Annotated in this window: 22 protein-coding genes; 7 read left to right on the forward strand and 15 right to left on the reverse strand. The window is 47.2% G+C overall.

What is annotated here, in order from left to right:
- Positions 1 to 213: 213 nt before the first annotated feature.
- Genes BBEV_RS11550 through mutY form a run of 5 tightly spaced genes read right to left on the reverse strand, consistent with a single transcriptional unit; the run spans position 214 to position 4,851 of the window.
- Positions 214 to 744 carry a chromate transporter gene (locus BBEV_RS11550; RefSeq protein ID WP_069365603.1) on the reverse strand — a complete coding sequence of 177 codons (531 nt, stop codon included), beginning with the start codon at positions 742 to 744 and terminating at the stop codon, positions 214 to 216.
- Positions 741 to 1,298 (reverse strand): chromate transporter, encoded by a 558-nt coding sequence (locus BBEV_RS11555; RefSeq protein ID WP_069365604.1) that lies wholly within the window; start codon positions 1,296 to 1,298, stop codon positions 741 to 743. The genes BBEV_RS11550 and BBEV_RS11555 overlap by 4 nt, the downstream gene beginning before the upstream one ends.
- A gap of 29 nt (positions 1,299 to 1,327) precedes the next feature.
- Positions 1,328 to 2,944: a gamma-glutamyltransferase family protein gene (locus BBEV_RS11560; RefSeq protein WP_069365605.1), complete on the reverse strand. Its 1,617-nt coding sequence runs from the start codon at positions 2,942 to 2,944 to the stop codon at positions 1,328 to 1,330.
- Between the two features lie 37 nt (positions 2,945 to 2,981).
- Positions 2,982 to 3,740, reverse strand: coding sequence for an SDR family NAD(P)-dependent oxidoreductase (locus BBEV_RS11565; RefSeq protein ID WP_069365606.1), 759 nt, complete (start codon positions 3,738 to 3,740; stop codon positions 2,982 to 2,984).
- Between the two features lie 22 nt (positions 3,741 to 3,762).
- Positions 3,763 to 4,851 (reverse strand): A/G-specific adenine glycosylase, encoded by a 1,089-nt coding sequence (gene mutY, locus BBEV_RS11570; RefSeq protein WP_069365607.1) that lies wholly within the window; start codon positions 4,849 to 4,851, stop codon positions 3,763 to 3,765.
- 87 nt (positions 4,852 to 4,938) lie between these two features.
- On the opposite strand from mutY, the gene BBEV_RS11575 reads away from it, so the two are divergent.
- Entirely contained in the window at positions 4,939 to 5,925 is a 987-nt protein-coding gene (locus BBEV_RS11575) for a metal-dependent hydrolase (protein ID WP_069365608.1), read from the forward strand.
- 162 nt (positions 5,926 to 6,087) lie between these two features.
- On the opposite strand, the gene BBEV_RS11580 is transcribed toward BBEV_RS11575, so the two are convergent.
- The 3 genes from BBEV_RS11580 to recX all read right to left on the reverse strand — a co-directional run bounded on the left by BBEV_RS11580 (position 6,088) and on the right by recX (position 7,592).
- On the reverse strand, positions 6,088 to 6,354 hold the full coding sequence (locus tag BBEV_RS11580; RefSeq protein ID WP_069365609.1) for a YfhJ family protein: 267 nt from the start codon (positions 6,352 to 6,354) through the stop codon (positions 6,088 to 6,090).
- A gap of 30 nt (positions 6,355 to 6,384) precedes the next feature.
- On the reverse strand, positions 6,385 to 6,708 hold the full coding sequence (locus BBEV_RS11585) for a YfhH family protein (RefSeq protein WP_069365610.1): 324 nt from the start codon (positions 6,706 to 6,708) through the stop codon (positions 6,385 to 6,387).
- A 77-nt stretch (positions 6,709 to 6,785) separates the two neighbouring features.
- Positions 6,786 to 7,592: a recombination regulator RecX gene (recX, locus tag BBEV_RS11590; protein ID WP_069365611.1), complete on the reverse strand. Its 807-nt coding sequence runs from the start codon at positions 7,590 to 7,592 to the stop codon at positions 6,786 to 6,788.
- A gap of 99 nt (positions 7,593 to 7,691) precedes the next feature.
- On the opposite strand from recX, the gene BBEV_RS11595 reads away from it, so the two are divergent.
- Both BBEV_RS11595 and BBEV_RS11600 read left to right on the forward strand, forming a co-directional pair.
- Positions 7,692 to 8,594: a TIGR01777 family oxidoreductase gene (locus BBEV_RS11595; protein ID WP_069365612.1), complete on the forward strand. Its 903-nt coding sequence runs from the start codon at positions 7,692 to 7,694 to the stop codon at positions 8,592 to 8,594.
- 187 nt (positions 8,595 to 8,781) lie between these two features.
- A complete protein-coding gene (locus tag BBEV_RS11600; protein ID WP_069365613.1) occupies positions 8,782 to 9,651 on the forward strand; it encodes a hypothetical protein in 870 nt (289 codons plus the stop codon).
- 63 nt (positions 9,652 to 9,714) lie between these two features.
- On the opposite strand, the gene treR is transcribed toward BBEV_RS11600, so the two are convergent.
- Positions 9,715 to 10,434: a trehalose operon repressor gene (treR, locus tag BBEV_RS11605; protein WP_069365614.1), complete on the reverse strand. Its 720-nt coding sequence runs from the start codon at positions 10,432 to 10,434 to the stop codon at positions 9,715 to 9,717.
- Positions 10,435 to 10,611: 177 nt separating this feature from the next.
- On the opposite strand from treR, the gene BBEV_RS11610 reads away from it, so the two are divergent.
- Entirely contained in the window at positions 10,612 to 11,508 is an 897-nt protein-coding gene (locus BBEV_RS11610) for an AEC family transporter (RefSeq protein ID WP_069365615.1), read from the forward strand.
- 30 nt (positions 11,509 to 11,538) lie between these two features.
- Positions 11,539 to 11,997 (forward strand): GNAT family N-acetyltransferase, encoded by a 459-nt coding sequence (locus BBEV_RS11615; protein WP_069365616.1) that lies wholly within the window; start codon positions 11,539 to 11,541, stop codon positions 11,995 to 11,997.
- 33 nt (positions 11,998 to 12,030) lie between these two features.
- Here the strand turns inward: BBEV_RS11615 and BBEV_RS11620 are convergent, their stop codons facing one another.
- Positions 12,031 to 12,531, reverse strand: a complete 501-nt coding sequence (locus BBEV_RS11620; protein ID WP_069365617.1) for a FixH family protein — start codon at positions 12,529 to 12,531, stop codon at positions 12,031 to 12,033.
- Positions 12,532 to 12,765: 234 nt separating this feature from the next.
- Here BBEV_RS11620 and BBEV_RS11625 point away from each other — a divergent pair, with 234 nt between their 5' ends.
- The gene (locus BBEV_RS11625; protein ID WP_069365618.1) at positions 12,766 to 13,326 is read left to right on the forward strand and encodes an FAD-dependent oxidoreductase; all 561 of its coding nucleotides are present in this window, start codon (positions 12,766 to 12,768) and stop codon (positions 13,324 to 13,326) included.
- A 121-nt stretch (positions 13,327 to 13,447) separates the two neighbouring features.
- Positions 13,448 to 13,909, forward strand: a complete 462-nt coding sequence (locus tag BBEV_RS11630) for a hypothetical protein (protein WP_069365619.1) — start codon at positions 13,448 to 13,450, stop codon at positions 13,907 to 13,909.
- Between the two features lie 78 nt (positions 13,910 to 13,987).
- Here BBEV_RS11630 and BBEV_RS11635 read toward each other — a convergent pair whose 3' ends face one another.
- The 5 genes from BBEV_RS11635 to BBEV_RS11655 are packed head-to-tail and all read right to left on the reverse strand — an operon-like array spanning position 13,988 to position 18,993.
- Positions 13,988 to 14,587 carry an ABC transporter ATP-binding protein gene (locus BBEV_RS11635; protein ID WP_069365620.1) on the reverse strand — a complete coding sequence of 200 codons (600 nt, stop codon included), beginning with the start codon at positions 14,585 to 14,587 and terminating at the stop codon, positions 13,988 to 13,990.
- On the reverse strand, positions 14,577 to 15,512 hold the full coding sequence (locus BBEV_RS11640; RefSeq protein ID WP_069365621.1) for an oligopeptide/dipeptide ABC transporter ATP-binding protein: 936 nt from the start codon (positions 15,510 to 15,512) through the stop codon (positions 14,577 to 14,579). The genes BBEV_RS11635 and BBEV_RS11640 overlap by 11 nt, the downstream gene beginning before the upstream one ends.
- Before the next feature lie 40 nt (positions 15,513 to 15,552).
- The gene (locus BBEV_RS11645; RefSeq protein WP_069365622.1) at positions 15,553 to 16,371 is read right to left on the reverse strand and encodes an ABC transporter permease; all 819 of its coding nucleotides are present in this window, start codon (positions 16,369 to 16,371) and stop codon (positions 15,553 to 15,555) included.
- Positions 16,371 to 17,408, reverse strand: a complete 1,038-nt coding sequence (locus BBEV_RS11650; RefSeq protein WP_069365623.1) for an ABC transporter permease — start codon at positions 17,406 to 17,408, stop codon at positions 16,371 to 16,373. The genes BBEV_RS11645 and BBEV_RS11650 overlap by 1 nt, the downstream gene beginning before the upstream one ends.
- The gene (locus BBEV_RS11655; protein ID WP_069365624.1) at positions 17,380 to 18,993 is read right to left on the reverse strand and encodes an ABC transporter substrate-binding protein; all 1,614 of its coding nucleotides are present in this window, start codon (positions 18,991 to 18,993) and stop codon (positions 17,380 to 17,382) included. Before BBEV_RS11655 ends, BBEV_RS11650 begins: the two co-directional genes overlap by 29 nt.
- Positions 18,994 to 19,004 lie beyond the last annotated feature (11 nt).

Here is a 19,004-nt window from a genome sequence, read left to right on the forward strand (position 1 = left end):
AATATTTGTGAATGCATATGGAAATCATCTATTCACCATATTTCCCCTCTTAAAATCAGTCATACTATCATTTCCCATTTACTGTTTACTATTACCTGTTCCCTTTATTCATAAACGAAAAATCAATAGCTCACAATGTGTCCAACAAGAAATATTATACTCCTTATTCAGAAAAAAGCACCCGCTCATTTTTTGGCATGAGCGGGTAGATCTCTAATGTAAAAACAGAGCTCCGTATATAAGTGCCATTAAAATGACGTAAGCCGGGTGAACTTTCCTCATTTCCAGCAGGATATAGCTCACACCCATTATCAGAAATGTTTGTATCCATCCGCTCTCGTCAAAGGAATCCCCAACAAACCGAAGTGTCATCACACCAAGAAGAACGGCAATCGTCGGTCTGACAATTGCAGACATCTGTTTTACTTTTGGTGAGTCCTTGTATTTCATCAACAGGCTGATTAAAGCGATCATCAAAATCAATGACGGGATCACCATGGCAAATAACGCAACGGACGCACCGAGAATTCCCGCTTCCTGAAAACCGACAAAGCCGGCCATTTTGGTTGCAATTGGACCAGGGAGTGCATTACCTGCGGCAATCATCTCCGCAAACTCCCCGCTGGTCATCCAGCCATAACGGTGAACCACTTCATATTCCACCAGTGGAATGGCAGCCGGTCCCCCACCATAGCCGAGTACCCCAGGTAATAAAAAGGCAAGGAACAGTTCCCAATAAATCATGAGGATTCACCACCTTTTTGTGCGCCTGTCGGCTTGGTGAGTACATAAATAATCAGGGCAGCAATGATGACTGCCGGATGAAGGCCCAACGTCTGAATCAACAGCACAGAGATGACAATCAGAAACGTGACTTTTAACCAGCCCAGATCCTTATTCGATTTCTCAATAAAACTCCAGGTCAAAACCCCGAGAAGGACGGCAACGACAGGGATCACGCCCCGCGTCATGCCCTGGACCCAGTCCAGATCCCTGAAAGTGCTCAGTGTCGTGAGAAGAATGATCATCAAGATCACCGTCGGCAATACCGAAGCGACCAGAGCATTCAGCATACCGCCAATACCGGAAACCCGGTAACCTACATAGCCGGCAAGCTTCGTTGCAATCGGACCCGGCAACGTATTTCCCATGGCGAGCATATCGGAAAATTCATCGTCGGTCATCCACTTATAGTTTTCCACCACTTCTTTTTGAACAAGGGGTATGGCGGCCGGTCCACCGCCATATCCGAGAAGGCCAACCCGCAGGAAGGCCAGAAATATATGTTTATGAGTCATGAGATCTTCACCTTTCTTCCAAACATTGATCAGTAAACGGCAATCGCTCCATCGGTCCTCGATTCCGTTCCACCGGCAAGAACTCCTGTTTCAGGGTCCCGCCAGATGATCTGACCCCGTCCGAAAGCCCCGTCGTGCGGTGCGATCTCCACCTGGTGCCCCCGTCTTAAGAGTCCTCTTACAATATGTTCAGGGACGGTATGCTCCAATTGCACGGTCTTTCCTTTTATCCACTGCCATCTTGGTGCATCCAGGGCAGCCTGGGGATTCAGCTTGAAGTCGACGGTATTCATGACCATTTGCATATGGCCCTGCGGCTGCATAAATCCGCCCATCACACCAAACGGTCCCACAGCTTGATGATCCTTGGTCATAAAGCCTGGAATGATCGTATGAAACGTCCGCTTACCCGGGACGAGTGCATTGTCATGATCCGGATTGAGACTGAAGTTATGACCGCGGTTTTGCAGAGCAATGCCCGTGTCCGGAATCACGATCCCGGATCCGAATCCCATGTAGTTACTCTGAATAAAGGACACCATATTGCCTTCCCCATCGGCGGTTGCGAGATAAACGGTGCCGCTTGACGACGGATCACCCGGTTGTGGTTCCATCGCCATGTTCGTGATCTCGGAACGACGTTCAATGGCGTATGCATCACTCAGCATATCTTCCACTTTCTGCTTCATGTGCTTCTCTTCGGTAATGTAATGCAGCCCATCGGTAAAGGCCTGTTTCATCGCTTCAATCTGGTAGTGGAACGTCTGGTCCGTGTCCCTCGAACCGAATGTGTCGTTCTTTAAGGTATTGAGTGCCATTAATGCAACAAGACCCTGTCCATTCGGCGGGATCTCCCAGACGTCATAGCCCTTGTAGTGCGTGGAAATCGGGTCCACCCATTCCGGTGTGAATGCAGCCAGATCCTCTTTCGTTATGTAGCCGCCGTGCGTTTTTGAATACGCATCGATTTTCTCCGCCAGGTCCCCTTTATAGAAAGCCTCCGCTTTTGTTTGAGCGATTTTCTCAAGGGTGGTGGCGTGGCCTTCGGACTTCCACAGTTCACCTGCGGCAGGTGCTTTCCCGCCTGGCATGAACGTATCAAACCAGGGCTTGAATTCGGCTGATGTCAAGGTCTTGGAAAAACGATTGGCTGCATTTCCCCAGAAATAAGCCAATACCGGAGACAGAGGAAACCCTTCGCGTGCATGCCGAATCGCAGGTTCAAACAGTTCTTCAAATGGCAGTTTACCGAATCGTCTGGACAGTTCCGCCCAGGCTGCCGGAGTCCCGGGAACCGTGACCGGCGTGAAACCGAATGCCGGCATCTCTTCTGTGATCCCTTTTTCTTTCAAGGCATCGATGGACAGTGCATTTGGAGCTGGACCACTTCCGTTTAAGCCATATAATTTCTCATCATTTTTGATCCAGACCAGGGCAAAGGCGTCGCTGCCGATACCGTTTGACGTCGGCTCAGTCACCGTCAGACAGGCCGCCGTGGCAATGGCTGCATCGACGGCATTTCCGCCTTTTTTCAGGATCTCAAGGCCGCCCTCACTGGCCAGAGGCTGCGACGTGGCCACCATCCCGTTTTTCGAATAAGTGACTTGCCGCTTTGCGGGATAAGGATTGTACTGTGCATCATTCATGAATTCGTCCTCCTTCTCGATTGTCGGTATTGTCTGTTTAGAAATTGGCGTTTGACTGGCCTCCGTCAACGTTCAACGTTGCGCCGGATACCCAGCGGGCACGGTCTGATGCGAGGAAGACAACGACATCCGCTACTTCTTCCACCGTACCAAATCGCCCTGCCGGGATCTGATCTTTAACAAACTGATTGATCTTCTCCGGATTCTCATCGAGCTTTTTCTGCCAGTTGCCTGTCGGGTGTAAAATAGAGCCCGGCGCCACCCCGTTGACCCGGATGCCGTCTTTGATCATTTCATCGGCAAACGATTTCGTGAAACTGATCATGGCCGACTTGGCGCTGTTATACGTCGGCTTCCCACCGGATTCGCGGCCGAAAATCGATGAGATATTGACGATGGCACCGGTGCCGTTCTCCTTCATATTTGAAGCTGCCATCTGACTGAAATGGACAGCCGACAGGAAGTTCAGCTCCAACGCTTCCTGAAACTGTTCCACATCGGTTTCCATCGTGGTGCTGCCGCTTGAGCCACCGGCATTATTGATCAGGATGTCGATATTGCCTAACGTGTCATGAAACCAATCCATCACGGCTTCGCGTTCACTTCGATTCGTGAGATCCGCACTGTACGTCTGTACTTCCGGCAGTTCGGATTTTGCCTGTTTCAGTGCTTCTTCACCTCTTGCTACGATCGCCACCTGGGCCCCTTCTTCGATAAAGGCCTTGGCAATGCCTTTTCCAATTCCCTTCGAGCCTCCGGTGACCAGCACTTTTTTCCCGGTTAATCTGAGTTTCATGTCTATCACTCCTCTGGAAAAATTAGATTGAACTTAACAGATAGTCAGATACGGTCCCATCGATGATTTTCTGATGGGAAACGGAGAATGGATAATAATTCAGTTCATCCGGGGACACCACTTGTTCGTCCTCAGCTGTGGCATTTAAAGCACCTGTTAATTGTACGAGATAAACATCGATCTCCCACACAATATGAGAGAAGATATGCCGGACTTCCTGTGTCTGTTCGATACGTTTCACGTTTTTCAGTTCAAGTTGGTTCCCGAGTTTTTCCAGCAATGCGTCTTCCCCGGAGTTCTCTTCAGCACGGTACATCGGAAATTCCCACATTTTTGCAAGCAGGCCAGTGTCCGGACGTCTGTTTAAAAAGACGTGGCCATTTTCATCAATGATGACAACCGCCTGCCAGTGCTCGGTTCGCGGCGGCTTCTTCTTCGCCTTGACGGGTAAGAGAGATTGTACACCTTCTTTCCTGGCATGACAATGGGCCTCAACAGGACAAGTCAGACAGTGGGGATTTTTCGGTGTGCAGACCGTTGCCCCAAGTTCCATCACCGCCTGATTGTAATCCCCTGCAACGTCCGCCGGGATCATGTCCCGGGACAGCTGATCGAATGTTTTTTTGGCCTGCGGCTTCGTAATATCATCATATACGGTAAAGATCCTTGAAAGAACGCGCATCACGTTCCCATCCACTGCCGGAACGGCCTTGCCGTAGGCAATGGATAAAATCGCTCCGGCCGTATAGGGGCCCACACCTTTCAAAGCGCGGATCTCCTTCTCCGTATCCGGCACATTGCCGTCATAGGATTGGGACACTTCCTTTACAGCCTGCTGGAGGTTTCGGACCCGTGAATAATAACCGAGTCCTTCCCAGACTTTCAGCACATCTTCTTCATCGGCCTCTGCTAAATCTTCCGGTGTGGGGAAGAGGGAAATGAAACGGTTGAAGTAAGGAATGACCGTGTCGACCCGGGTTTGCTGGAGCATGATTTCAGATACCCAGATCTTATAAGGATCCTGGTCCTCGCGCCACGGAAGATCCCTCTTATTGTCACGATACCATGTCAGGAGATTCTCCTGAAATTGAGGGATATTGATATTTTTCAACGGTTTCTCACCTCACCTTTAAGTTGATACGTATTCGGGTAATGTATTAATATTGGGGTATGTTATCGACAAGGAGGGATGATCACTATGGATACAGGGACGCACGTGGTTATGGGTTTCGCTATCGGTGGACTGGCAACACTCGATCCGGTTGTCGGCGGATCTCCGCAGATGACCCAGGCTGTCCTGATCGGTGCCCTCGTTGGTTCTCAGGCACCTGATTTTGACACCGTGCTGAAGCTCAAAAATAATGCTGTATATATACGCAACCACCGCGGCGTCACACACTCCGTTCCCTTCTGGTTCATCTGGGCCGCCCTGATAACGTTGGTGCTGCAAGGCATCATCCCTGATGTGAACCCATTTCATTTATTCATGTGGACCTTTTTCGCTGTGTTCCTCCATGTGTTCGTCGATATCTTTAACGCATATGGAACCAAAGCGTTCTCACCATTTTACCCGAAATGGCTCGCTCTTGGGGTCATCAATATTCTGGATCCGCTGATCTTTTTGACGCATATTGGAGCGATCATCCTCTGGAATATCGGTTTTGACCCCGGGTATACATTTCTCACACTCTATGTATTCCTTATAGTATATTATATCTGGCGAATTCGTGCACAGCGTAAAGTTTATCTGGAGATGGAATCAAGACATCCGGATGCAACGCATATCTTCACTTCGCCCACATTCAAATGGCGTCAGTGGCATCTGGTGGTTCGTACGAAGGAAATGATGTATGTGGCTGAGTCCAGAAGAGGCGAGATCAATTATTTCGAGGAGTATCCTTTTGAACCCATTCCTGAAGATCCAATTATTCAGGCTGCACAAGAAGACGATAACTTATCGGCTTTTCTCTCTTTTTCACCGGCTTACCGTTGGGCTGTTTCCATCGAAACCCACGGGTATTCCGTAAAATTCGTAGATCTTCGCTACCGCAGTAAGGGGTTTTATCCATTTATCGCCATCGTACGCCTCGATGAGGATCTCCGTATTAAAGGCTCATACACGGGATGGATATACAGTACCGAATCATTGAAACACAAACTGGCCCTGTCAGAACGTGCAACATGACTGCTGCTTTCAGACATACAGAAAACTTGGCTTCTCACCAGGTCAATGGCAAAAGCCTTAGTTGCACTGACACTTCAGTCCTTTAACGAACTTAAATATCCCTATGAAGTGCAAAAAAAGAAGCGTGGTCCTCTGTTCCCGGAGGATTACGCTTCTTTTTTGTTAGTGATAAAATTCTTTCTTCTCAAACCATTCTTTGTATTTCTTATTTTCACGAAGCACTTCGTGGAGTTTTGAACCATGGTGATCGATCCATTGCACCAGAACTTTTTCGGTTGTCTCTTTCCCTTTATACGTGCGGCCCGCCTTTGCATGGGTGGATTCGAAATCCTCCCATAATAATTCAATCCATGTTCTCGCTTCTGCATAGGAAAGCTGATCATTGTGTTCAAGCAGACGGTTGGTCAATCGTTCGTGGTAGTCATTCATCTCATGCCACTCCTTTTCGTCAAACTGGTTTCAATCAACCGGTAACTGTTTGCCAAATACGGAAATCGGCACTGCTTCAAGCTTTGATTCTCCGCTACGGTATCCCCAGGCAAATACACCGTTGATATAGTCTATATCGAAATAGTCACTTTCATCGCCTTTAAACTGATAGCGTTCGCCACTGTTGAATTCATCCGGATCCATCAGATAGGCCTGTGCCATGAGGATTTTACGTTCATGAACAGCAAATTCACTGATCATTCCCCGCTGCTCAGCCTTTTGAGCTTTCACGGTCAACTCACCGATTTCTGTCTGCAGTTCAGCCATGGACATTTCACTGTACTTTCGTTGCAACGGTCATTCCCTCCAACTCTCATTGTTCTTACTACCAGTATAATCCCTATACGAGGATATGCAAAGGATGTCGACTGCTACTCCGTATACTCATCCATGAAACGCTGAATCAATTCAAAAGGAAATCCCTTTCGAAAGAGCGCATTTTTCAATTTATTCCGGTCCACTTTCCCGTCAGAATCTGTGTGTCTTCGCAGCAGTTTCTCTCCCTGATGGACCATACTTTCCCACTCGTCATCATCGGACTGTCCGACTTCGGCGATGTCTATTGCCTGTTTAATAATTTCAGTCGGAAATCCTTTTGTCATCATAAACTGCATCAGCTTTTGTTCCTGCTTACGCTGTGATTCATTGTTGAAATGGGCTGCTTTTTTTTCGATCAATTTTACCGCATTATCGAGAATCTGTTCATCCGGAAATTCCTGCATCGCCCGTTCGATCACAGATTCGTCAATCCCTTTTTGATAGAGTTCCTGGCGAATCACACGGGGGCCTTTCCCTGTGGTGTCCCGTTTCGTCCGAATGAAGGCTTCTGCAAATTGAAGGTCATCCAGAAGATTCAGCTGATCGATCCGTTCCATTACCTCGTCGATCACTTCATCCTCAAATTCTTTTGCCTTCAGATGACTGAAGACTTCATGTCGCGATCGCATCCGGTAAGAAATATAATTAATAGCAGTGTGAACACCCTGGTCAATGACTTCCATGGAACGGATGGATTCGTATTCTTCTTTCGTTATCTCTCTGGCTCTGAGGAGGTTCAGCTTGATCAGTGTATCTTCAGATACCGTTCCTGTATATTCCTCACCTTCTCCTTTTTCCATATAAATATGATACCGGCCATTTTTACGCTTTGATTCTTTAATTCGTGATATTTTATGCATCATAACCTCCGTTATTCTGATAATAGGGTTTCAATAGAAGTAATTAAAGGAAAAGTATTACACGAGACTGACAGCAGAGCGAAAAAGGAGTGTCCGATTATGAAAATTGCCATCAGTGGCGGAAGCGGCCTGATAGGGAAAGCCCTGACGAAAGAATTGACCGATGCAGGTCACGAGGTCTTTATACTGACCCGCAGTAGCGTCAACCGTGAGCAGGAACCACATGTTCAATACGTTCGCTGGCTTTCAGGAAACACTTACCCGGAAAGAGAACTGGAAGGGATCGACGCCTTTGTCAATCTGGCCGGCGAGAATCTCAACGAAGGACGCTGGACAGAAGCCAAGAAGGAACGTATTTTGAAAAGCAGGCTCCAGGCGACGCGCGAGACCGTGCGGATCCTCCATAGCCTGAATAAAAAACCGGAAGTGCTGATCAATGGTTCGGCCGTCGGTATTTACGGTACATCTTATTCCCGGACCTTTACGGAAGAAGACATGGAGCCCGGTGAAGATTTCCTCGCAGATGTGGTATCATCCTGGGAAGAAGCAGCAGAGGATCTCCCTGAAGAAACCAGGCTCGTTTATTCCCGTTTCGGCGTCGTTTTGTCTACAGAAGGCGGTGCGTTGAAGAAAATGCTGCCAGCTTTCCAACTGTATGCCGGCGGAAAACTGGGTACCGGAGAACAGTGGATGTCCTGGATCCATTTACAGGACGTGGCAAAAGGGCTAAAGTTCCTCATCGACAATAAAGAAATCTATGGTCCTGTCAATTTTACCGCGCCGAATCCTGAGAAGATGAAGCATTTTGGCAAAACACTTTCAGGTGCTCTTGGCAAGCCTTTTTGGGCGCCGGTTCCGAGTGTCATGTTAAAAGCCATCCTTGGTGAAATGAGTGTCCTGGTCCTCGAAGGTCAGAAAGTATTGCCTCAAAAACTGACAGATAATGGCTATAAATTCGCATTTCCACACCTGAACGAAGCGTTTGACGACCTCCTTCAATAAACCTTGGAACTTCTCTTTTTTCAGAGAAGTTCCTTTTACTTCTACACAATCGTCCAAAACAATAGTATCATAAAGGGTAGAGGTTCTTTACGAAAAATTTAAACGTCTGTTTAGTAGTGTTATTTTTTCCTATGGAGTTGCCTTACACTGAGCAAGAATACTACGAAGCGAAAGGGAATGGTCATTAATGCCAACATTACAGCCGAGTTTTCTCGGAAAAAAAGTCTTCATCGATAAGACCAGTCACCGAAACTACACAATAAAATACGAACGATTCGTTCCGCCTCGTAAGATTCATGCACTCCTGTTTGAACAGGATGTACCGGTGATTTTTGCAGTTCTGGACAAAGATGGTCGCTTTCTCGACTCGTTCTTCCTGTCCAACAAAACAACGGCGGATTCTGCGGAAGCGATGGAGGAGTACAAAAAAATCGCTGAGCGTAAAGCAAAGCATAAAGTAACACAGGACGACCTTCATGATGCACTGAAACCGGAAAAAGAAGCCAAGATGAAGAACAAAAATATTAAAAAGCACTTGAAGGATGAACACCTTGAAGACATTAAGCATCAGTGGCCTTCGAGGTTGATCTCCCTGCAAAATGCAGATGGTGAAGCGGATAATTCGTTAATTATGGAGACCTTAAAAGAAGCCATTGAAGAAGCGAACGGTCAAAAGGCTTACGACTTTATTCTGTCACATCGCCTCGATCAGCTGATTCCGATGCTCAGTCAGCACGTTACAAGCACACCGGAATTAATCAGAACCGTTCCTGACAGCTATCTGAGCAGTGATCATCCTGAAGTGGTGTATCAGTTTCTGTTGAATGCTGCCGAACACGTGGATCTCCAGCAGCGCGGCGGCGTCGAAATGATTTTACGACAAGGTGAGCGAGTTGATCTGGTCCATCATGACAATCTGATGAAGCGCCTTCTGACCGTGTTGATGAAACGCGTCAAAGAAGAAACCGATTTAAAACCAACGGCGTGGTTATCAAAATCTGTTCATGATAAAGATCTTCGCTCTTCCATTTCCAGTATGCTGAAGGAAAAGAAATAGAACATCATTTTAAAAAGGCTGCCCTCCGTAATGGATGAGGCAGCTTTTGTATGGAGCAGGACGTCACTTCCCAGGTGCTCTTCGGGCAAAGTCGACGTAATTGAATTTATCCGGACGGTGCCTTGATTCAGTATATTGAAACAGTGTGGTATCGTCAAAATAGACGAATTTACGAACCACTACAACGTTCGTGTGTCCATTCATTTCAAGGAGGCGATCATCCTCTTCTTGAGAATCTTCAATGACGATTTCTTTTTTTGCGAAGCCGATGACCATATCAAGCTCTTGTTCAATATATTGGTAGATTGATTTCTCACAAATCGCTTTTGATAAGTGTTTCACGTAAGAACTGTTTAAATAATCTTTATCGAGTATAATCCGCTCACCATCGATTTCACGAACACGGTGGACTTTCCACACCACTGATCCGGCAGGGATTTGCAAATGATTACAGATCTCATCCTCTGCGACTTCCAGATTAAGTTCTTCCACATGTGTGCGTGCGTGTTTGTTCATCTTTTCTGCCGACTCTTTAAAACTCAACAGTTCGGAGAATCGTAAATCGGGCTTGACTGCGTCGAGCACAATGGAACCTTTGCCTTGTATTTTTTGAATGAAACCGTTTTGAGCCAGGTGATTCAACGCTTTTCGAATCGTTTCCCGGGAAGTATCAAATTGTTTCATCAGTTCATGTTCGGAGGCCAGTTTCGTCCCTGGAGCAAATTGCCCCTTGCGGATTTTGTCGGCTATTTTATTGTAAATATCAGTATACTTATTTTGCATGATTCATCACCCATAGCTTAGTGTATCACTTCTTAATGAGGAGGTATACGAGGGATTAACGGGGCTTTTTTTATCTAGTGGTAACTTGAGACGACTGTTTATTTCTCAATTCAAAAGAAATTAAACGGCAACTCATGTAAACTGTACTTAGTGTGAATGCGAAAGGAACGAATCGTTATGACGATCTTTATTCAAGTGGTATTGCCGGTTTTGCTCGTTTTTGGTGCGGGCTTTGCCATTCAGAAATGGCAGCGTGTGGATATCAAGCCGTTATCCGTTGTCGCTTTATATGTTGCTACGCCTGCACTGGTATTTCAAACGTTTTATCATGCAGAGATTGACCGGCAATACGGTTACATGGTGGCGTTTGCCCTTCTTTTACTCTTCGCCATTATCTTGATCAATAAATTGGCAGCGCTTGTCACCAAACGTTCTTCGGAAGAGGAGAGTGGCTGGATTCTCGGCACAGCTTTTATGAATTCCGGCAATTACGGGGCGCCGATCATCCTGTTTGCCTACGGACAGGAGGGGTTTGCCTTTGCGGTATCCTTTATGGTCCTGCAAGCGATTATCATGAATATCTTCGGGGTGTATTATGCAGCGAAAGGGCGCTCCGGTGTCCGTTTCGCCTTGAAGAGTGTCATTGGTATGCCGGTTACATATGCAGTCATCCTCGGGCTTCTGGTGCAGCTGAGTGGTACCACTGTTCCGGATAACCTGCTTGGGACTGTGGACATCCTGGCAGAAGCCGCGATTCCGATGGTGATGATCATTCTCGGCATGCAGCTGGCAAATATGAGCTGGGGTCAGTTTGAATGGAAGCCCCTCAGCTACGTGGTGACGGTCAGACTTTTAGTGTCACCTGTGATCGCTTATCTTCTGACATTGATCTTCCCGTTTGATCCGCTTTTGGCGAATGTGCTCATCATCAGTGCCGCGATGCCTTCTGCAGCGACGATTGTGATGTTTGCCGTGCAGTTCAATACGATGCCGAAATTTATTTCAAGCGTCACCTTGGTGTCTACGATCATCAGCATCTTTACCATCACTTTATTATTGATGATTTTAAATTAAAAGAAATGGCCAAAATTTAAGGAGGGATTTATGTTGGAGACTGAAGTGACGTTCAGACTTGCTGCTCGAAAAGATTTAGACAGTATCGTGGCGATGCTTAGTGATGATATCTTGGGGAGTCAACGGGAGAAATATGAGCAGCCTCTGCCAGAAACATATGTACAGGCATTTGAGGCGATTTCTGCTGACCCGAATAACGAGTTAGTCGTTGCTTGTAACGGTAGTGACATCATCGGGGTTCAGCAAATTACTTTCACACCATATATTACTCATCAAGGAGGATGGAGAGCTACCATAGAAGGCGTCAGGACATCATCTTCGGTAAGAGGGAGTGGTGTCGGTACTCAACTGATCAAATGGGCCATTCAGCGTGCAAAAGAACGAGGCTGTCATTTAATTCAACTGACAACGGATAAAAAAAGCGTCAAATTGCTCTGCAATTCAACACTCTTTTTTCTTCAATTTAATATTGGTATCTCACAAGATTGAATGCCTCAGATTTCACCGTTGGCTTTTCTCACTTTAATGGTTTTCGTCATGATCGTTTTCCATATGCTCATGGTCGGACATGTCTCCGTGTTCATACTCTTCGGTGTCAACATCGTCGGGCACATCTGCTTCTCCTGCAGGGAAAAACCCGACAGGCATGACATGCTGGCCCCTTGCAGTGATATGCGGCTGAACGAAATAGACATCCTCTTCTTCAATCGTAAAATTGATCGAATACACACCTTCAGAACCAGGCAGATCCGCTTCGATCATCTCGCTGTTCTCTTTATCATCTTCAAGCCAGATTTCGAAAATGACTTCACTTGCGTCATCCACTTCTTCTTCGCCTTGTGTGACGTAGGCTGTGAACGTGACTTCTTCACCCGGCTCAGCATGTTCCGGGACTTCCAGTTCTGCTTCAAGCTGATCGAGATTGACATCCTCCACACTGACCGCCTGATTGGTTTCCTCGTCGTTTCCGCAACCTGCCATTATCATGGCAATGAATATTGCAGTGATTCCCGTTTTCAACATGTTTCGAACCCCTTTTACACTATATTTATCATGATTAATTACTTTACAGCCAAATCATACACGTTTGGTTTGAATTCTGCCAGCATTTCGGTGATCTCTCACAAACATTTCACAGATGCACCTGAAATAGTTCTTCTTTTCTATTCTGATATATTAAATCAGAAGTTTACAATGTCTCGATAAGGGAATATATGACCGTGGTCAAAAGAATTATTCCAAAGGAGCGTATGACATATGCATGATATTATTATTGTAGGCGCGGGCCCAGCCGGCGCAAGCGCAGCACTCTTCGCTGCAAAAGCAGGTAAAAACACGCTCGTTCTCGACAGTGACCAGAGCATCACAAAGAAGGCATGGGTCGCTAACCATTACGGCGCCAAAGAGTTATCAGGTCCTGAGCTCGTGGATATCGGTATCGAACAGATGAAAGGCTTCGGAGCAGAGCATAAAGCGGCGAAAGTCTCGAAAGTTGAATCAACAGGAAATGGTGCCAAAGTCGTCACCGATCACGGGGAATTCGAAGCAAAACACGTACTCCTCACCACAGGTATGATGGCCAATGTTGCGGAAGATTCCGGCATCAGTGTAAAAGAAGGCAGTGAACCAAAGATTCAAAAAGTCGTCGACATCAAGGAAAACGGCCAGACCAGTCAGGCTAATATCTGGGCTGCAGGGACATGTGCTGACAAGAGCGTACACACGATTATCACTGCAGGGCATGGCGCTGAAGTAGCCATCAACATCATCAGTGAATTAAATGGTGAACGCTACGTGGATCACGACATCAATAAATAATCATTCCACAAAACAGCTTTCTTCAACAGGAAAGCTGTTTTTTTTAATAGGCCTCTTCATGTCCCCTGATCAGCTATGCTATACTTAATCCGCACAAGATCAATTATTAACTGGAGGCAACATGCTTACATTTGAAGAGAAACTGGCAATCATCGAATCATTCCCTGAACTTGAACGAAAAGATGTGTCAATGGGACGGGTGAACTTTCACTATAACGAAAGCTCCTACGATCAGAAGAACGTCGTGTATCACCTGCATCCCAACGGCAACGGCTTTGTCTACGCAGGCAGGATGACGGGCTATCAGACTAATGATAAAGGCATGGTCAATATCCGGGATTTTTCCGAGAAAGCGATCCGTTCCACCGTCAGAAAATCAATTTTGTCTTTAACACCGAAAGCACCCGATAAGCCCCTGGAGGATGTGGAAGAGATCTGGATTAATCAGAACGGGATGACACTCACGCTGATCAATGAGGGCACCCAGTGGAATGTTTATGCGGATGACCAACTCGACGGCACGTTCAATTCTTACCGGGAAGCGGCTGAAATCCTTGACGAAGAAGGATTTTCGCGAATTTAACAACGTCTTTTCAGAAAAATACCCCGTCGGCGGTTCGTCAGAACCGCCGACGGGGTATTTCTATGTTTGTTCAGATGTTCATTGCGTCAGATCGATGGTTCTGGTGCACACCCGTTCCAGTAAGCGCTCGTCATGACTGAAGACAATGAGCACAAGCTGTCGGGATTTCACCTGCTCCAGCAAAACGTGCCAGATTTTTGCCTGAGTCAGTGCATCCAGCATGGTTGAGATTTCATCCGCAATGATCACCCGTGTTTTTGGACCCAATGCCCTGAGAACACAGAATCGTTGCAATTCTCCTCCTGACAGTTCATTGGGCCAGCGCGCCAGCCAGTCCTGACGTATCCCGAAAGATGCCATTAACTGCTGATCCACATCCCATGCTTCTCTAAGAACATCATGCATGTTAAAACGGGGATTCACGGCCTGTTCAGGATGCTGAAAGATCAATTGCACAGGATTGTATCCTTTTTTTCTTATCGCTTTTCCGTCGAGTGTCACCTGTCCTTCAACAGGAGACATCAATCCGGCCAGAATTTTTCCGATCGTCGTTTTGCCGTAACCGCTCGGTGCTTTAATCCCTAATACTTCTCCACTGTCCACTTCGAGGTTTAATTTCCTGAACAGCCAGTCTTGGCGGTTATAGTAATGACCGAGATTCTTTGCCTCAAGTATCATAAAAACACCTCACCATCCCGTTGTTCACATGTCTTGATGGCGGCTCGTCAAGGTGGCATTCGGCCGTTGCAATCGGGCAGTGGTTGACAAAGACACAGCCTTGCATCGTTTCCAATGTATCGCCTCTCTCAACAGCATTCACTGTAAAATCGTTCTCGGGCAATGCCTGATACAAGGCTCTGGTATAAGGATGGCGCAATTGATCACCATTCCCTGTAAAATCACTGCTTCTCGCTGTTTCAATGGAGTAACCGCTGTAAAAGACAACGATGTGATCAGCCAGACGGCGGGCGAGGCTGATGTCGTGGGTGATAAATAGGATCCCTTTACCTCCCACTTTTAGTTCACGAAAATCATCAAGGGTCTCTTCCAAAACGTCCGGATCGATTCCAGGTGTTGGTTCATCTGCGATAATCAGTGACGCATCCCCCACCATTGCCGTTGCCACCAGCGCACGCCTTGCCATCCCGCCTGAGAGTTGAAACGGATAGTAATCGGCTACTCGTCGATCCAGTTTGTATTTATCGAAAATGTCCTGTTGGCGCTTTTTTTTATCACCTGACCGGACTGCTTGCCGCACTTGTTGACCGATCGTCATCAGAGGATCAAGAAAATTCACAGACTGGGGAATCAAGGCGATTTCAGATCCGCGCAGTGCTTCCATTTTCTTAGCATCGAGGGGTTCCCACTTATATACGATGTCACCTGTCTGTCGGCTGTTTTTCGGAAGTATACCAAGGATGGCATGAGCGAGCAGACTTTTTCCGGAGCCGCTTGCACCAACGATCGCCGTGATCTCGCCTTCATTCACTGTCAAATCAAGCTGCCTGATGACTTGAGTGGTCGTTGGCTTTAAGCCTTTCATCAATTGTGTAAACGTGATGGATAAGTTCTTCACTTCGAGTAACGTCTTTCTCCGCTCCATCCTCTCACCTCCCTCGTATCTTATTTTTTAGCCGGATCGATTACCGATGTGCCTGTGTTGGATCGATCAACTTGCGTAAATGATCCCCCAGCACATCAAAAGAACGGACAACAATCAGCAGCAGGAGTCCTGGAAAAAAGGCCAGCCACCACATACCTGTTGACAAATAGCGCATCGATTCCGATAAAATAATACCGATTGCCGGTTCATGCGGAGACAGGCCAAATCCTAAAAACGTAATGGCAGCTTCATGCATGATTGCATGCGGAAACAGTAACACAAGACCGACAATCAGTTGGGGCCAAAGGTGAGGTAACATATGATATCTCATAATCCACAGCCTTGATTTCCCGAATTGACTCGCCGCTTCAATATAAGGCTGTGATTTCAATTGCAGTACTTCACTTCTGATCACCCGGGCCAAACTGGGCCAATGTGTGAATGCGATGCCCACGACGATGCCTTTAAATCCTCCGCCTAATGCAAAAGAAATGAGGATCAACGTGACGAGGTGGGGCACACTCAAGAACAGATCAATGAGCCATTTAATCATGCTGTCAACGGTCTTTCCAAGGGTCGCTGCACAGACACCAAGAATCAGGGCAATGATTGCACTTGCCCCGGCAGCAAGCATGCCTACCCCCAGGCTTAATGTCAGTCCTTTCAGCGTCCTGGTGAGCATATCCCTTCCCAGCCAGTCCGTCCCAAACGGATGCAACCAGCCTGGAGCCTGATTCCGGTTCGTCAGTTCCGTCGTGATCCGTTCATCGCCCAGGATCAATCCACCCAGAATGACAGCAAGGATCAGTGAACTGCTCACTGCAATGACAACAAGCGTCTTCTGTCGAATATTCAGCATCACACAATCCTCCCCTCTTTAATTCGAGGGTCTACGATTGTATAAATCAAATCGGCAATCAAGTTTCCAACAAACACAAAGACCGTTGTGAACAATACAATGCCAAGGAGTAACGGCACGTCTCCCTGAAGACCTGCTGCAACCGTTGCCTGCCCAAGTCCAGGGTACGAAAATACCTGTTCCGCCAGAATCGCTCCACCAAACAGTTCTCCGAATGACGCGAAATGAAGTGAAACCGCCGGCAGAGAAATGTTACGAATGCCATGGCGGAAGTATAACGTCAGTCCGCTCTCCCCTTTTGCTCTGGCGAAGAGGATATAATCGCTCGTCATCACATCGACCAGTTTTTGTCGGGTATGCAGTGCCACATTGGCTACACCCAGAATGCTAAGGGCCAGAGCAGGAAGAATCAAATGGCGAATCCGGTCGGCAAAAGTGACATCCACTTCGAGAACACCCTGAGGCACACCCATTCCCACAGGAAACCAGCCGAGCCAGACGGAAAAAACAATCAATAACAAAAGTGCAAGCCAAAATGTCGGTGTTGAAGCAAGGGTCAAACAATACCATTTAATGATTCGGTCCGTCCATGTTCCTTCCTTCATTCCTGCAATGGAGCCCAGGATGAAACCAAACATTCCGGAAAACAGCCAGGCTGCGCCCATCAATGCCAGTGACGCCAGAAAACGCTCGGATATCACATCAATGACGGGCTGGCGATGGATCATTGAATTGCCAAAATCACCTTGAATTAATAATTGCGCCCAACTGACATACTGTTCGACCGGCGTAGCTTCAAGTCCCCACCGCTCAGCAATTTCTTCACGCTGATCTGCGCCCACCAGCATCATGTCTGCGCCGATATATGCCTGAACAGGATCGACGGGTGAAGCATTTGCAAGCCAAAAAGAAACGACACTGACGGCAATGAGCAGTGACGCAAGCTTAATTGATTTTCGTAAAATAAACCTACTCACCCTCACTGCCCTCACTGCCTTTCTCTCATCTTCAATCGTTCGCGTTAAAATGCCATTCATTTATGTTTTCTGTAATCGGCCAGCCATGACCGTGGGGTTGTATTTTCAGTTCACCCGTTTCCAGTCCTTCCCGGACAAGATAGACGTGATCGAGATTGACAAGCCAGGCCCAGGGTGCATCGCCAAGCGCACTGAATCCGGTCTCCCCATCCCATTGGGCGAGTTCCCAGTATTCCGTTGCCTTCTCCTCGGTCTCTGCGAGAAGCGCTTTTTCCATATATGCATCGACTTGTTCATTTTTATAATAGCCTGCATTGTACCAGCCGGCACCTTTCATCGTACTGCTGTAAAGATGATACATTTCCAGGGGATTATAACTTCCCCAGCCAAGCAAAACCGCATGCTCGTGCATGCTTCGTTCGATTTCATCCCAGCTTTTCCCTTCAACAATCACGTCAACGCCAAGTGGCTGAAGCCTATCACTGACAGCAATCGAGAGCGATTGTCTGACCTGGTCACTTGCAGGGTAAAGCAGTTTGAATTGAAGCTTCAGCTCTTCTTTTTCGAGAATCCCATCTCCTGAATGATCCATCCACCCATCAGCTTCAAGTAATTCTTTCGCTTCGGCCATACGGTTATCCTCAACCGTCGTATCTTCATTCCACCACGGCAAACCATCATTGACTGAGTGGGCTATACTGCCATAGCCTTCAAGCACGCCTTCTACCAATGCTTCCCGGTCAAGGGCCATATTGATGGCTTTTCGTACAGCTTCCTGACTGGTGACATCATTCCCTATTGGGTATCCTTCATCCGTGAATTCCCCACTTTCGACCATTGGAAAACTGATGCCGCGGTTATCAACACTTTCGAGGGAGACAATCTCCATTCCCTCAACGTCATCGCTTGCAAAACTTGGCGGGATCGCAGCGATATCAACATCTCCCCGCCTGGCCGCAGCAAAGGCCGCATCTTCTGCAAGGAACAGGAACGTCACCTGATCAAAAACCGGCTTTTCGCCATAAAAATGTTCATTGACTCCGACAATCAGCTGTTGCCCTTTATCCCACTGGATAAACTCAAAGGGTCCTGAACCAATCGGTGCTTCTGCGTAATTTTCATCGTGTGCATGTTTTGGGACAATCCCGGTTGTCACCAGTGAATGAATGAACGTGGATTGTGGTTCATGAAGGGTAAAATCAACAGTGTCACCCTCCGCTTCGACAGTATCCAGATTCGTCAAATCAACCACTGATGCACTTTCTTTGGCTGTTTCAAATGTATAGACGACATCATCAACTGTCAATGGTTCCCCGTCGGAAAAAACGACATCTTCCTGAATCGTCACTGACCAGACGTAACCGTCATCGGTCACTTCATAATCTGTTGCGAGGTCCTTTCCGATTGAGAAATCCACTTCTCTTGTTAATAGCGTACTTTGAAAGAGTGGTGAACCGTAACGTCCCCATCCTGTGGTGGGATCAAAACCGTCATCAGGCTCTCCGCCCAAGGCGAGAGTCAGGTTCGTTTGATCATTATCTTTCCCCTCTGATGCATCGCCGGCAGTCTCTTTACCCTCATTCATTCCGCAGGCTGTTACTGTCATGAATAAGATCACGCCACCTGCTGTCAGTCTTCCCTTCATATCATGATCTC

The sequence above is a fragment of the Salisediminibacterium beveridgei genome, assembly GCF_001721685.1.
Lineage (GTDB): Bacteria > Bacillota > Bacilli > Bacillales > Salisediminibacteriaceae > Salisediminibacterium > Salisediminibacterium beveridgei.